Raw genomic sequence first — 16199 nt, 5'->3', positions numbered from 1 at the left:
TTCTGTAAAAAAACTCCCTCCTTTTTTGAGAATTTACTAATTTTTTGTATGTTTACTACCGATAAAAAAAGTATTGAATGATTACGTACCCCAAGGTGCGACAGAATCAAAGGAGGACAATGATTTGAAACGATTGCTATCCATGTTGCTGACGGTTGGTCTCATCATTGGCTTGGTGCCGGCGGCCCTGGTAGGTACGGCTCATGCTGCGACGGGAACTTATTTTATTTTTCCAAGTGAGAAATATGATGTGGATTCGGCTAGAATGGTAAACACTGACCGTGTTACAGTTAACGGTACGATTAACGGAGTGAACGGAAGCACGATATCTTATAGTGTATTCCAACTCTCTAAAAATGGAACAAACCTTAACGTAGTTAATAAAAATGAGAGTCAAAAAGGCGGAATTACGGTCAGTGGCTCTACGCTTAAAGTTACAGACATTAAACTGTTTCCTGGTTTGAACCGGATTACATTTCAAAGTAGCCAAAATTCGGCTGATATGAAGGACTCCATTTACATTGAGTATCAGGATGGACCCAAGCTTTATGATCTATCTGCCACGCTGAATGGTGAAACCGAGCAGTTGCTAGAGAATCAGACGGCAGTGCTGACAGACGCACGCAATAGCGGTACGGATGATGTGAAAGTAGTCATTCAAGGTACGGCTCCTAATGCTGACAGTGTAACGCTCACGTCTGCAAAAAGCAGTAATACGTATAATGTCAGCTCTTACACTGGCTATAAACTAACGGGTAGTGTTGTACTGAGTCCGGGTAAAAATATAGTGACCATTAAAGTGAATAACGGAACTCAGGCTCTTACAGTTACACGTGAAATTACGATATATACGGGTAAACCGGAATTTTCTGATTTGACCTTGAACAAGGATGGAAATGTTTCTGCTGATCTGACCACTTCACCAGACTTTACCGTATCGTCTACAAGTGGTGTGGTTTTAAAAGGTAATGTTTTGGTGCCAGGCGGTGCAACCGATCCAGGAGTGGCCACAATCAATGCACGTTTTACCGATGTGAGTAACAATGGTAGTGCTGTGGGTAGTGCGACTGGGGTTGATGCCACAATTGATACTGCAAATGTAGTTACATCAAATGGTTATAAAGTATATCCATTTCAGGTGACTGTACCTTCGGAAGCTGTACTTGATCATTTGACCAGAGCATCCCTGGGCATAACTTATACGGATAGCAGTACACCACCGGCTCCATCGGCTGTCCAATTTACATTGCGCAGCAGTACTCAGCCGTATATTGATGATATTAACTATCTTCCTGATTTTAATACTCAATTGCTGAACAGAACTAAAGGAAGCGGGTCTGATCAGGCAGCTGCCCTAGATGAAGCTATGAAATTAACAGGTAGCTCTATGAAGAACAAGACTACAGATGCTGCATCTGTACCTGTAGGTATGGAGTTTATCGTTGTTAATGGTGCACCTTCTTCGATTAGTGAGCTTTCCGGAGTAACGGTTAATATTGTAGGGTCGCCTCAAGATGTGATTCGGACAATCAATGGTAAGTCAACGCAAGTGAAGAAAATTGTTGCTTATGTAGACACTTTGCCTAAAGAAGGACAAAATGTACTGAATTTTTATCTGAATGGTGACTCAACTAAGTTCATTAAAGCAACGGTGAATCTGTTGCAGGGTCCGTTTATGAAATACGACACGATTTATGATGGGCAACAAATCCCGTTGAATACATCCAGCTCAAACTTGAATACCTATAAATTGACTCAGCTGGGCAACTTTAAAGGTAAATTGCTTGATGTGAGCAACGCAGCAGATATTCATTACACTGGAAGTAACCGAAATGTATTCCTGTATATTAATAATGTATTGGTTGATTTGGATGGTTCAGGAGCGGACTTCAAGCTTGCTGCTTCCTCTGAGACAGCCGCAGCCAATGCCTTGGCGAACGGGAATAATGAAATCAAGTTTGTGTACAAGCCAGGTATTGAGTACAGCAATACGGTAAAAGTAAACTTTACACAGACGAATATTCCAGTAATTCCTGTTCCAAATACACAAGGAATCATCCCTTTTACACCAGTTAGCGGCTTGAGCAATACACCGAAGTATAGCGAAATTGCTCCGAAATCAAAAGATGCTAATTTCACCAAAGTGGATGATACTAACTACAATACATCTCTGAAAAATATCAATGTATTTGGTACTTTCAGTATTGCCGATTTGGGTAAAGCAGATCAGGTAAATGGTTCGTTAAGTGATATTGCCAATAAAGATCAATATATTTTGGAGATTAAGGGATCGGATGACAGTGAATTCAACTGGACGTTGAGTAACGAGTTTTTCTCAGCAGAAGATGCTAAGACAACATACAATTCCGGTTCTACTACAGATAAATTTACTAATAAAGATTTAAAAGACCTGCTTGTGTACTACCATCCGGACAAAAAGTATTTCAGCTTTGTGTTGAAAAACCAAACTATTTCGCAAGATGGAACACCAGTAGCTTATAACATTACCTTGTACAATAGCGGCAAGAGCGGACCATTTGCTACTTTCCGACTGCAAGTATCAGGTCAATCTACATCTTTTGATATTTTGCGTCCGCTCCCTGAAAAGAGAATCGTGAATCAAAACTTTGTGCAAGTTGTTGTGAACGCAGGTAACGCAGATAGTGTTATGGTAGGTAAGGAAAAAGCGGTTCAAGAAGGATTTGATTCTGACTATGATGGTACCGTTGATTACCCATCAACTTACAAAGCCATCGTAACAGGTCTAAAAGCCAACAAAGATAATAAAATTGACGTAGTGGTTACAGTAGGCAAAGAAAAACTGAAACAAACCATTACTGTTAAATATGTGCCTACAAATATTCCTGGCGAGCAGTACATGGAAGCGATGAAAACATCGCACAAAGTGTTCGATGGTAATCTTACACTTGCTTTTGCGAAGGGAACGAGTCTAATTCGCCGGGATTACGATCAACCACAGCAATTCAAAAACCAGGTTTTCTCTGGGCATACTTTGTACTTTGCGATAGCAAATAGCGAAGATGGTGTGGTAGACCGTCATGAATTTGAAACTGAAAAAGCATTGTCCGATATGCGGAGCTTGATTGCAGACGGAAGTAGATACTTCAACCGGGATTTCCCAAGTCGTTTTACCAAGTCCAGTCCAGTATTCTGGATTGACCCAGGTACCGCAGATGATATCAAAACGGATGCTTACGATCCAGTGACATATGGTGCTGATCCTTATCAATTGGCTAACAAGTCGCAAAATGACAGCAGCAAGATCAAAAACTTCTACTGGCGTGACCCATCTAACGAGTTAGTACCTTCCAAGCGTGCTACATTGACGCTGACGTATGATAGTAGTATTGCTCAAGATGCAGGGAAACAAATGTCGGTGTTCTATTTTGATTCTGATCTTAAAGACTGGCAGAACATTGGTGGTGTGGTGGATCCGAAAAAACACACCATTAAAGTACCGTTTGATCGTTTCGGTTACTATGTAGTTGCTAAAGTTGGAGAAACGTATAGTGATGTCATTAAGCACAAATACGCCAGAGATTACATCGAAGCCATTTTGGCTAAAGGTGTCATGAACCCAATGGATCCAATTAATAGCTTTGGACCTGACAGCTACATTAAAAGAGGCGAATTTACGTCTATGATCGTCAAAGGTCTGCAAATTCCGCTTAATTTCAGCGGAGCGAAGCATTTTGACGACGTGTCTATTCCAAATACGATATCAGCAGATGCGCTCTATGATTATCGTTATATTGAAACAGCTGCACGCGCTGGTATTGTCAAAGGTTCGCAACCAAGAATCTTTATGCCGGAAGATGTAATCACACGCCAAGATGCAGCAGTCATTATCGCTAAGGCATTGAATTTGAAGCTTGAAACAGATCATGACAAGATCATGAAGAATCTGTCTAAGACCTTTAAAGATGCGGACAAAATTGATTACTATGCACAGGCATCTGTGTTGGCTATTGCCAAGAAAGGCTTTATTACGGGTTCACCTGTTGATGCAAGCGATCTGAAAAAAGGATATATGTTTAATCCTACTTCCCTGACCTTGCGTGGAGATGCAGCCATTATTGTAGCTAAAGTTATGGCTGATAAAAAGCTGCTTCCTAAAATCTAATTAACAAAACACCTGAAATTATTAAACATCCCTCCATGCGAAATGGAAATTCCCTTTCATATACATGAGAGGGATGTTTTTTATAAATCAGCTATTTGACTGGAATTAAGGGCCTATGCCATAATATCAATGAGGTAAGAACTTTGGATTAGCCTTACAACGTTTTTTATTTTGGATTTAGCTTAAACGTCTGTAATTAATTTCTTTTTTTTAAGCTTTTATCTCAAAATGTGTTTATTATTTTTTTATATGTTTTTTTGCGCATTTATCTGAAACTTTACGCTTATTTCATCGTAGTAGTGGATGTGTGTGCTTAAATATTACATAGAGAAGTGAGTGGGGAGTGATGAGATGTCTCAGTTTTCAATACGCCGTCCTGTAACAGTATTTATGTTAATTATTGCTTTGTTAATCGGGGGCGGTATTTTTGCGTTAAGACTTCCTGTAGAGCAAATGCCGGATATGAAGTTGCCATTCGCTGCAGTGGTGACTAGTATTCCAAATGCAACGCCTACAGAAGTTGAGGAATTGGTTACTAAACCTATTGAGAAAAGTCTGGCTTCTATTGAGAACGTGGATAAAGTCATGTCCGAGTCTTCAGAAGGAACATCTATGGTCATGATTCAATTTAACTGGGGAGTAGATATCAATCAAGCAACCCTCGACATGCGAGATAAAGTTGATGGGGTTAAAGGGTCTCTTCCCAAGGCGGCTAATTCGCCGCGTGTCCTTAAGGTGGATCTCAACGCAACGCCGGTTATTACGCTCTCTCTTACAGGAGACCAGGATATTAACAAGTTGAAGCCTATTGCTGAAGATATTATTGAGCCGCGGCTTGAAAGAATTGCGGGAGTAGCTGCAGCCAACATGTCAGGTGGGCAGGCTCGGCTTGTGAAGATTACCGTAGATCAAGCCAAACTTCAAAGCTATGGCATTACGTTAGATCAAATCAGCCAAGCGCTATCGTCTAATAACGTAGCGGGTTCTGCTGGTTCGGTGTACCGAGGCAATACAGAAATCCAACTTCGGGTTCAAGGTGAATACAAAGCTGTTTCAGAAATGGGTGAAACGCCAATTCCAGTAGGGAAGGGAAGCATTAAGCTAAAGGACATCGCGAAAGTTGAAGATTCCTTGGATGATGTTACAACCATTTCTACCTATAACGGAAAGCCAAGTATCAATATTTCTGTTACTAAAGCTACAGGAGGGAATACCCTTTCAATCGCCGATTCTGTAAAGGATAGTTTAGATTCGATACGGAAGGAATTGCCTCCGGGAACTCAATTGGAGATGGTAACAGATGCATCCAAACCCATTAGTGACTCCGTACACTCATTAGTAGAGCATGCTATATTGGGAGTTATTATCGCAGCTATTGTGTTGCTGTTATTTTTGAATAGTATACGTTCTACCATTATTGCTACTATCGTTATTCCAATTTCCTTCGTAGCTACGTTTATGATGATGTATTTCACCGGACAAACCATTAATATTATTTCACTGAGCGGTTTGCTTCTGGGGTTAGGATCCTTTGTCGATTTTGCGGTTGTTATTATTGAGAATATTTTTAGACAGCGACATGAAGGGAAAAGCATGCTACAAGGGGCTATTGATGGCTCCAAGCAGGTGGGTAATGCCGTTATGGCATCTGCACTTGCGCAGATCGTAGTATTTTTACCAGTTGTTTTTGTTGACGGAATTGCGGGAGTTCTATTTAAACCGTTGGCGTTAACCGTTATTTTCTCTCACATTGCAGCCTTGCTTGTATCCCTTATGATTGTGCCGATGCTGGGCTCACGTTGGCTACCTACCGTGCCAGATGAATCCATTTATTCTTCAGGTACTTATAAGGGTGTTAACCCTATTGTGTGGTTTAATATTGGCTTCGAGAAATTTAAGAGTGGGTATCGCCGTATACTGAAGTGGGGAATTAACCATAGAAAATCTGTGTTAATTATTACTTTATTAATGTTTGTGGCAGCTGGGGCTCTAGTTCCTTTCGTTAAAGCTGAATTTATCCCAGCATCCGATACTGGGGAATTCACAATTAACGTGAAACTTCCTAATGGAACGGTCTTGGAAGAAACGGAAAAGGTTGTTCAAGATATAGAAAAAGAAATTTTGAAAGTTCCGGATCTAGATAAAATGACAGTGACTGTTGGTTCTGGTGGCAATTCTGGTTATTCAGGGGCAGCTCCAACTAATTCGGCGGATCTAAGCGTAACGCTGAAGGATGGACATCAGCCAACAGATGGTGTAGTTGAGGGCCTTCGTAAGAAATTTGATAGCATTCCGGATGCAGAGATTACAATGGCGTCTACAACAGGCCTTTCAAGCGGAGCGGCTGTTAATATTAACTTAAAAGGTGACGATATTGACGTCCTGAGAGAACTTTCAGACAATCTCGTTGCGGACGTAAAAAACATACCGGGTACGGTCAATGTGAAAAGTACCTTGAGTGCTGTTCGCGAAGAATATGAGATTACCGTTAATCGGGAGCTTGCGAGTCGATATGGCTTATCAGCAACTCAAATTTTATCAGCAGTGAATACTTCTTTTAATGGATCAGTCGCCACAAGCTATCGTACAGGTGAAGATCAGATTGATGTGAAGATATCGTTGCCAGAGCAAAACCGCCATGATTTGTCAAATCTTAAAGCCTTACGGATTACCACTTCGCAAGGTATTGATGTACCTTTGTCTTCCGTAGTAAGTATTGATAAACGGACTGTACCCGATACTGTTACTCGTGAAGACCAAACGCGTCAAGTGCAGATTACAGCTGATATTGATGGAACAGGGGATATTCTTACTATTAATCAAAAAATAGATGCTCTTTTGAAGAGTACTCACTTCCCAGAAGGCTACAGTGCAGACACGGGTGGTGGACAAAATGAACAAATGCTGGAGTCTTTTATAAACTTAGGGATAGCTATTTTGCTATCTGTCGTGCTCATTTATATGGTTATGGCAGGACAGTTCGAATCGTTGCTCACACCGTTTGTTATTATGTTTTCCGTTCCACCTACGGTAATTGGTGTGCTTATCGGTTTAGCTGTAACCGGGGCGAGCCTCAGCGTTTCAGCTTTGACGGGTTACATCATGCTCGTCGGTTTGGTCGTCAACAATGCCATAGTTATGATTGACTTTATAATTCAGCTCCGAAAAGAAGGCCAAGATCGGGATGAAGCTATTATTCATGGAGCGTCTGAGCGGTTGCGTCCGATTTTGATGACCACGCTGGCTACTGTACTAGCTTTGCTCCCAATGGCATTCGCTACAGGAGAGGGTAACGAAACACAAGCACCGATGGCAGTTGTTGTTGTATTCGGGTTATCCTTCGCAGCTGTTATTACATTGATTCTTATTCCGGTAGTCTACGTCATCATGGATAATATGATACAAAAACGTAAGAATCGGAAATTAAAAAGACAAGCGAAGAGAGAATTGAAAAAAGAAGCGAAACTACAAAAAAGTGTTCATATATAAGGTGAGGTGGAGAAACATAATGAATAAAAAAAGTGCTCTGATTGCTACAACTTTGCTTTTATCAGTTGCATTAGCGGGTTGCGGTGGGGGAGAGGCCCCTGCCGCAACGACTACGGCGCAGCAAGCCATTCCAGTTCAAGTAGCAAAAGTGGCTAAAGGTAGTATTAACGATTCAACAGGTATTATTGGAAGCTTTGCTCCCAAAGAGACAGCTCAGGTGTCTCCGAAAATTAGTGGTAAAATTCAAAGTATTAACCTTACAGTGGGCCAAAAAGTAAATAAAGGCGACACATTGTTTACTATAGACCAAAAGGACTTGCAAGACTCGATTAAGCAATCCCAGGAGTCTTACCAGGTTGCCCTGGCCAATTTAAAACAAGCAGAGTCAGGTGCAGCGCAATCGGTACAGCAGGCAGAATCCAGCGTGGATCAAGCCAAAAGTGCGCTTGTCCAGCAAGACAACACTATCACCCAAGCTCAGACCAGTCTGGTCGATGCTCAGAGTTCCGTGCGTGATGCTCAAAATACGCTCAACCGCAACCAACAGTTGTTTAGTGCGGGTGCTCTATCTCAATCTGAGTTAGAGCAGTCTCAAATAGCGCATAGAAGGGCTTTAACTGCAGTGGAGAATGCGCAGATCACACTTCACAATGCACAAACGTCCAAGCAAAGTGCGCAAACAACATATAGCAATGCTCAAAAATCATTACGACTTGCCCAACAGAAAACAGGCATTGACGTAGCTCGTGCTTCTGTCAATCAAGCTAAGTCCAGTTTAGACACAGCACGTAGCCAACTGGTGGATACTGTGGTCAAAGCTCCGATTTCCGGTACGATATCGGTAGTAACAGGAACCCAAGGGCAAATGGTTAGTGCACAATCCGCGGTTGCTACAATAGCGAATACCAATCCTATTATTGCTAAAGTTAACGTTTCTGAATCTGAGCTTCTCAAGATGCAGGTGGGTTCATCTGTGACTGTAGGCGTGGACTCGTTAAATAAGCGAATTGAGGCCAAAGTATCGGCTGTCAATCCGGTAATGGATAATGATCTGAAGGCATACCCTGTTGAGGTATCAGTTCCTAATGGTTCTGGCGAATTAAAATCAGGGATGGTTGTAACTGTATACATGAAATCAGAAGCTCCTAAAAACATTTTGGTATCGCAGGATGCCATTACGGAGCAGGCAGGGAAAAAGTATGCTTATGTAGTGGAAGGAACAGTGGCTAAGCGGGTAGAGGTACAGACAGGCCAGGAAAGTGCCAAACAGGTTGAGGTAACCAAGGGGCTTGCTGAAGGACAAAATGTTGTCGTTAAGGGCGTTAGTCTGCTTACGGATGGCGCGAAGATTAATGTAGTGAAGTAATTTGTCGCGGCTATATTTACGGTAAATCACTGTTACTCCGTCATTTCTACTACCTAAAGTGTATTAGAGTATTAGATTTCGAGGGAATCTGTAGACTTTATGTACTTTATATATTCTATGGATAATTCTTAACGAATATACTCCATTAAAGGCCGATTTCATGTACGAAAATAACCCTTGTACATTTAAGGTTGATAAGGTAAAAGTTGTAGGATGACGGAGGAACAGGTTCAATAGTATAATTATGACTGTGGAAAGCGGAATACATAATTCAAAAAAAATAATTTTTTTTTGAAACAGACGCAACTTTTTGAACCCATGCTACGTCTAATTGGGTGAGTATGAAACAAAGGGGTACAAAAGCGTAAAGACAAAATTCGCTAAAAAAAATCTTTACTGCATTGTTATCACATTGTATAATACTGGAGTACGTCATAAATGGACGCTTTCTTTCAACTAGATTCCAAGCTTCTGTGATATTGTCACAGATATCATTTTATAAGGGTTCTCATAAAGCTCGGAAAGGAGGTGTAACGACTGATGAGTGACAAGATCCGACAAAAAGACAAAAATAATATTTCTGGTTATATTCAAGGAGGAGAAAAAAAGGTTATGACAAAGTTTAATAAAAAAATGATTAACGTGCTGGCAACAGCAACATTGGTTGCTGGTGTAGCAGCTCCAATCGCAGCATTGACTGCACCAACTGCAATCCATGCAGCTTCTAGCTTATCAAACCTGAATAGCCCTAGTATTGGTTCTAGTGCAAAAACGAATGTTGAATTGGGTAGAGCAAAAGTTAGCATTAGCCAAGCTTCCATCAGACCTGGTGCATCGTTTACAGTAACATTGCCAAAAGGTTTTGAATTTTCTGGCGCTGGAAACGGTGTTAGTCGCGTAAGAACTGCTACTGACGCTACTTATGGTTTGGGTGTATATCTTGATGCAAAAGATAACGACGACGCTGAAAACCTTGAATCTACTGGATATAAAGATGCAGATGCAATTGTAGTTACTAAACTGACTAACAAGTCTGCAAAAGTTGAATTGAATTTCAGCAACTCTGCTGATGCTGCTGATCTTTATCTGAACTTTGGTAAAATCAATGTTACTGGACCTAGCAATGGACCTATCAAAGTTGCTATTGATGCTGCTTCCGCAAGCGGTTTGACTAGTGGCGAAGTAGTGATTGGTAACGTGGTTTCTTCTGGTCAAATTTCTTTGAGCGCAGCTGATACTGTTTCCAGTGAAGAAAACTTTACTGCAACTTTGAAAGTTAAAGAAGAAACAGCTGGTTCATTGGGTAACAACAACATTAAGTTGAAATTGCCTAGCGGTTTCAAATGGGATTCTGCTCCTAAATCCGCAGCTACTATTCTGTTTGGTACTGATATCAAACCTGAAAACGTAAAATATTCCACTGACGGCGATACTTTGACTTTGTCCTTGGATAAAGTAAGTGGTGAGCAAACATCTTTCCAATTGCCTGTAGGATTCTATGTTGATGATGAAAACAGTGCTAAAGAAGGCGATGTTACTGTTAGTATCTCTGGTAATGCAACAACTGATGTTAGCTCCCTCGTAGTAGGTAGCTACGGTCAAATCGGTGGTGGCGTTTCTGTTGCTACTCCATCAACAATCCTTGCTGGTCATGACGAGCAAAAAATTGGTGATGTTACAATTAAAGAAACTGTTGCTGGCTCTTTCGTAAAAGGACGTACTGTAACTTTGCGTTTGCCTGAAGGTGCTCGTTGGCAGTCGACTTTTGAAAGCAATAACCCAGGAAGTAACTTCTCTGGTTCTATGGAAAACACTAACGGTTTGGGTGGAGCAGAAGTTTCCTACACTGACTCTGACAAACGTACTTTGAAATTGACTTTCAATAGCGCAAACAGCACAACTGACGCTGGTACTTTGAAACTGAAGAACGTTGAAGTTGCAACGCAACCAGGTTTCTCCGGCGATCTGAACGTTGATGTTGCTGGTAGCCAAGGTCTGAGCGGTACTGTTAAGGTTGCTACTGTGAAACAAGCAGTTACTCTGGCTGCTGCTTCCAAACCAACCCTGACAATCGGTCTGGGCGATCAACAAGTTGGCGATATCACAATCACTGAAGCTGCTAAAGAAGCTTTCGTTAAGAAAGACGGTAGCCGTGAAGTAATCTTGGAATTGCCAACAGGCGTACGTTTTGCTTCTACTCCAGAAGTAAAAGTTACAGCTGGTGACGTTAAAGTGAAGAGCGTATCTACTGATACTTACGGCGAAAGCAACAAAGGCCGTCTGAGCTTCTACATCGACAGCGAATCTGCTACTCCAAGTACAATCACAATCTCGGCTCCTAAGCTGACTGTTGACCGTACTGTAGCTCAAGGCGACATCGTTGCTAAGTTGAAAGGTAGCGCAGTTTCTTACACTGCATACAAAGGCGCAACTGACAACACTCAAAACTGGAAAGACAACAACACTGCAGCTGCTGAAGTAGCAATCGCAACTGTTGGAACTCCAGCTCCAGGTGCTACTAAAACTAAAGCTGTCTTCACACTGGGAAGCACTTCCTACACTGTGAACGGCGAAAGTAAAACTTCTGATGTAGCTGCTTATGCTGAAAACGGACGCACTTACTTGCCAGTACGTTATGCAGCTGAAGCTTTGGGTGTATCCCCACAAAACATCCTGTTTGACAAAGCAACTTCCACAGTTACCCTGATTAAAGGTGACCGCGTTGCTCAAATCAAACTGAACACAAACCTGTTGACTATTAACGGTTCTGTGGTTCGTATGGACGTTAAAGCTGTAACTAACAAAAACCGTACTGTACTGCCTATCTTCTGGGTGAGCAGAGCGTTGGATGCATCCATTAACTACGATGCAACTGCTAAAACAGTAACTGTTGAAAACAACAACTAATTTAAGAGCAACTCTTTTGAGTTAACTGAATTAGATGAGAAGAGGGTTCCTTTTGGAGCCCTTTTCTTTTATTAGTCTTATTGACAAAGGAGAGAAATTATGAAACGTTTTGGAGTGGCAGTACTGTCCACACTGGTTCTTTCTTCTGCGTTCGCCAGTCTTGCAGGAGCTCAACCAGGTGATATAAAGGTTATTATTAACGGCGTAACTCAGCAATATACCCAGTCCCCGGTTGTTAGTCAAAATACAACCTTGGTGCCTCTGCGTGGAGTTTTCGAAAGCTTGGGTGCGAAAGTCGATTGGGACAGCAAAGCTAAAAAAGTGACAGCATCTAAAAATGACGATACGTTAACTTTAAATGTTGGTTCTAAACTTGCTTATAAAAATAGTAATCCTGTACAGCTTGATGCAGCTACTCAAATTCAAAAGGGTCAAGTACTCGTTCCTTTACGTTTTGTGAGCCAATCATTAGGCGCCAAAGTAAATTGGGAACAGGCTACACGAACAGTGACCATTTCCAATCAAGCTAATGGCAGTACTACTGACGACCAAACCAATAGTTTGTCCAGTAAGCCTCTCGCAACTCCTGTGACCCAAGTTACTTATGATACCTACTATAATGACTCTTTGACCTATAATGATGCAGTTAAACTGGCTGTAGCTGATAGTACTTCAGTTAAAACTGCAGCAACGAATATCGATCAAGCCGGAAAAATCATGAAAGAAGCTGGCAAGGATATTAATTTTGTTCCAGCAGAAGCAGGTGATGAAGCGCAAGACAAAGCTTTTAAAGGTTATGCCCAAACGAACCTTAATTATGAGGCTGCTAAGAAAAACTTGGATATGACCAAAGAGAGTATTGAATATAATGTGAAGGATCTTTATAACAAGCTCCTACAAAAGCAAAATGCCGTTAAGCTGGCTGCTTTGAATATTGAAGATGCAGAGCGCAAGCTTAAAGTTGCACAAATTAAAAGAGATAATCAAATGTCGAGTGATTATGAGGTCACGCAAGCGACTAATCAGTTGACTCAAAATCAAGCTGCTTTAGAGAAGGCAAAAAAAGATTTAGATAGTGCATATGTATCTTTGAACCAAGTGATTGGTTACAAACCAGAGCAACGTTATGAACTGAAGGATAAGCCTGTCTATTCTGAATTTAAAGATAATGTAGAGACAAAAGTAAGCCAAGTACTTACTAGCAGTACTGCTATTTGGTTGAGTGAGCAAAAAGTGGATTTGGCTGAATTGAGCTTGAAGCTTTACAACTTCAATACTCCAGGAAATACCCCTTATGAAGCTGAACAACTTAATGTTGAAAAAGCTCAATATGCTACAGAAGGCACAAAGAGACAACTCGAAGAAGCTGTAAGAACAATTTATAACAATATCAAAGCATTGGAAAGTCAATATTCACAGATTCAAGCTGGCTTAGTGAGTGCTAGAAGTGCGGCTGATATGGCTAAGAAGCAATTTGATGTTGGGTTGGCTACAGAGCTTCAGGTTTATGAAGCTAATTTGAAAGTAACTACTGCTGAGCAACAGGCGGAAGATATAGTTTCAAGTATTGATACTTTGAAGGTGGCTTTCAATAAGCCTTGGGCTATGCAAGGTTCCACTGGAGCAAGCGCGCAATAATTAAAACTTAACTATACTTGCTATAACCTGCTGTAGGAGGACTTCATGAAATCACGCTATAAAGTATCGTTGGCTGCAGCTTTACTTGGGGGAGGAATTGTAGCAGGCTCCTTAATGAACAATTCAGTTAACGGAGCCTCCAGTTCTGGACAACCTGGTACAGCTGATGATCCAGTCGTAACCAAAAGCTATGTTGACCAAAAAATTGCCCAGGCAATCAAAGGTGGAGTGCCCGCAAGTAACACGAGTAGTAAAACGACTAGTTCGCCTACTCCAGCGACAAACGCTACCTCTAACACAACGGCGTCAGGAACTTCTAGTGCAGGAAAAACTTCCACACCAGAGCAGACAGAGGTTTTAAAGGTTGTTGATGTAAAGCCTGGTCAAAAACTGATTGCCAAAGTAGGCTCGGAATTTATTTTACGTAATGGTTATGCTGTTGTGTATAGTATGGATGCCAGTGGGGCTATTGATATTACTTCTGGAACGGAAATTGTTCATAATCAGGCTGTCGAAAAAAATCATTTATTATCGTTTCCTAGAGAAGGAAGAGGTATTCAAGTAAAAGAAGGTCAGAAGTTTGGTCTGGTCGTTATGGTACGAGGCGGTTATTCTGTTCAGTAAACTGTTTTGTATTTAAGCTGCTTTCGGCGGCTCTTTTTCTTAAATACTGTTTGGGATAGCAAATTGTTCTTGGCTAAGTTGAACCTAATCGCTGCACACTAACCCCATGAAAGACAATACATTTAGTGGAGGGTGTATACGAGATGGCGTCAAGAGGTCAAAGACGATTAATTCCCGAGAGTCGTGCCAGGTTAGATGATTTGAAGTATGAAATTGCTGCTGAGTTTGGGCTACCTGTTTATAATCCCCAATATACACATATACAACCTAAGGCTGACAGTGAATTTGCTGCAGAATTGGGGGAGTTTGCGGGGGGCGGGAATGTAGCATGGCGTGATTTAACTTCAAGACAGAACGGTTCGGTTGGTGGTGAAATTACTAAGCGACTGATAAAATCTGCTGAACGTAGCTTATCTGAATATGGTACATTGTAAGTTGCAATAATTTCTACAGTTTTTGAACATATAGTAGCGTAAAATCTGGGGTAATTTACATGTAAATCAAAAATGGTTTGCATGTAGATTTACCCTAATTTCGAATGTTGTCATTGGGTGACACGAATTGACACCTTGTTTTAAATAAGATATCATGGCATTTGAGGCTTGTACGCAACCTTTTCCTACCGGAGAAGGTTCATTTTTTATTAATCAGGTGTAACAAGATACCTCCCGCCATTTGATGGCTTGAAGGTATCTGAATAATGCCATTACCATGTCAGGATTTTTTTATTAAATCCTCATGTATTTTAATTGTGGGAGGTTGAAATTCATGTCTGTAAAAGGCCGTCATTTGTTCACGTCCGAGTCTGTAACAGAAGGCCATCCGGATAAAATCTGTGATCAGATATCCGATGCTGTATTGGATGCCTTTCTGGCTAATGACCCTAATGCACGGGTAGCATGTGAAGTATCGGTAGCTACTGGTCTCGTTCTCGTCATTGGTGAAATCAGTTCCAAATCGGAGTACGTGGATATTCCATCCATTGTACGTAATACGATTAAGGAAATTGGCTATACACGTGCGAAATACGGTTTCGACTATAATACTTGCGCTGTATTGACTTCTTTGAATGAACAGTCGCCGGACATCGCTCAAGGGGTTAATGCTGCCTTGGAAAGCCGTGATCCTGCTGAAGTAGATAAAGAAACGGAAAACATTGGGGCTGGAGATCAAGGATTGATGTTTGGTTTTGCTACGAACGAGACGCCGGAGTTGATGCCTTTACCTATCGCTATGTCTCACCGCATTGCACGGCGCTTGTCTGAAGTGCGTAAGGATGGAACACTGAATTACCTTCGTCCTGACGGTAAAACCCAAGTAACGGTAGAGTATGAAAATGGTAAACCTGTTCGTATTGATGCTATTGTAGTTTCTACGCAGCATGCGGAGGATACTACTTTGGAGCAAATTCAAGCAGACATCAAAGAAAAGGTTATTTTGCCAGTTGTTCCTGCCGAATTATTGGATGAGCAAACCAAGTATTACATTAATCCGACAGGACGCTTTGTTATCGGTGGTCCTCAAGGAGATGCAGGTCTGACAGGCCGTAAAATTATTGTGGATACGTATGGTGGTTATGCACGTCACGGCGGGGGAGCATTCTCCGGTAAAGATCCGACCAAAGTGGACCGTTCCGCTGCTTATGCTGCTCGTTATGTAGCGAAAAACCTCGTAGCAGCTGGATTGGCAGACAAAGTGGAAATTCAGCTTGCTTATGCCATCGGTGTAGCTACGCCTGTTTCGATTAACGTCGATACATACGGTACGGGTAAAGTGAGTGATGAGAAGCTGGTTGAATTGATCCGAAATAACTTTGATCTGCGCCCAACAGGTATTATTCGCATGTTGGATCTGCGTCGTCCAATTTATAAGCAAACTGCTGCCTACGGTCACTTTGGACGTACAGATTTGGATGTACCATGGGAGAGCGTAGATAAAGCTGAAATTCTAAAAGAACAAGCGGGGCTGTAATTCCTCGTATGTTATCAAAATAAAAGCAATAACCCAAAAAGACTGTTTCATGCTTTGCAT

The 16199-nt window shown here is 41.4% G+C and carries 8 protein-coding genes; all 8 read left to right on the top strand.

Features of this window, described 5'->3' with window-relative positions; genetic code table 11:
* Positions 1-124: 124 nt before the first annotated feature.
* The 8 genes from NSQ57_RS22875 (at position 125) to metK (ending at position 16139) form a co-directional block, all read left to right on the top strand.
* A complete protein-coding gene (locus tag NSQ57_RS22875) occupies positions 125-4144 on the top strand; it encodes an S-layer homology domain-containing protein (protein ID WP_342425350.1) in 4020 nt (1339 codons plus the stop codon).
* 351 nt (positions 4145-4495) lie between these two features.
* Complete coding sequence (locus tag NSQ57_RS22870; RefSeq protein WP_340957621.1) at positions 4496-7633, top strand: efflux RND transporter permease subunit; 3138 nt, start codon at positions 4496-4498, stop codon at positions 7631-7633.
* Between the two features lie 19 nt (positions 7634-7652).
* Positions 7653-8999, top strand: a complete 1347-nt coding sequence (locus tag NSQ57_RS22865; RefSeq protein ID WP_340957112.1) for an efflux RND transporter periplasmic adaptor subunit — start codon at positions 7653-7655, stop codon at positions 8997-8999.
* Between the two features lie 540 nt (positions 9000-9539).
* Positions 9540-11906, top strand: a complete 2367-nt coding sequence (locus NSQ57_RS22860; RefSeq protein ID WP_340933431.1) for a copper amine oxidase N-terminal domain-containing protein — start codon at positions 9540-9542, stop codon at positions 11904-11906.
* 99 nt (positions 11907-12005) lie between these two features.
* Positions 12006-13544: a stalk domain-containing protein gene (locus tag NSQ57_RS22855; RefSeq protein ID WP_342425349.1), complete on the top strand. Its 1539-nt coding sequence runs from the start codon at positions 12006-12008 to the stop codon at positions 13542-13544.
* Between the two features lie 45 nt (positions 13545-13589).
* Positions 13590-14168, top strand: a complete 579-nt coding sequence (locus NSQ57_RS22850) for a hypothetical protein (RefSeq protein ID WP_342425348.1) — start codon at positions 13590-13592, stop codon at positions 14166-14168.
* A 143-nt stretch (positions 14169-14311) separates the two neighbouring features.
* On the top strand, positions 14312-14602 hold the full coding sequence (locus tag NSQ57_RS22845) for an alpha/beta-type small acid-soluble spore protein (protein WP_341040178.1): 291 nt from the start codon (positions 14312-14314) through the stop codon (positions 14600-14602).
* 334 nt (positions 14603-14936) lie between these two features.
* Positions 14937-16139, top strand: a complete 1203-nt coding sequence (metK, locus tag NSQ57_RS22840; RefSeq protein ID WP_013312298.1) for a methionine adenosyltransferase — start codon at positions 14937-14939, stop codon at positions 16137-16139.
* The last annotated feature ends 60 nt before the right edge of the window (positions 16140-16199 follow it).

Source organism: Paenibacillus sp. FSL L8-0502, assembly GCF_038593055.1.
In the GTDB taxonomy this organism is placed as follows: Bacteria; Bacillota; Bacilli; order Paenibacillales; family Paenibacillaceae; genus Paenibacillus; species Paenibacillus polymyxa_D.
The sequence above is the reverse complement of the archived record's forward strand: the minus strand, read 5'-3'. Positions and strand labels throughout refer to the sequence as shown.

Coding starts and splice junctions, on each gene's coding strand:
- metK (WP_013312298.1), top strand. CDS start 14,937: ATGTCTGTAAAAGGCCGTCATTTGTTCACGTCCGAGTCTGTAACAGAA.
- NSQ57_RS22870 (WP_340957621.1), top strand. CDS start 4,496: ATGTCTCAGTTTTCAATACGCCGTCCTGTAACAGTATTTATGTTAATT.
- NSQ57_RS22855 (WP_342425349.1), top strand. CDS start 12,006: ATGAAACGTTTTGGAGTGGCAGTACTGTCCACACTGGTTCTTTCTTCT.
- NSQ57_RS22865 (WP_340957112.1), top strand. CDS start 7,653: ATGAATAAAAAAAGTGCTCTGATTGCTACAACTTTGCTTTTATCAGTT.
- NSQ57_RS22850 (WP_342425348.1), top strand. CDS start 13,590: ATGAAATCACGCTATAAAGTATCGTTGGCTGCAGCTTTACTTGGGGGA.
- NSQ57_RS22860 (WP_340933431.1), top strand. CDS start 9,540: ATGAGTGACAAGATCCGACAAAAAGACAAAAATAATATTTCTGGTTAT.
- NSQ57_RS22845 (WP_341040178.1), top strand. CDS start 14,312: ATGGCGTCAAGAGGTCAAAGACGATTAATTCCCGAGAGTCGTGCCAGG.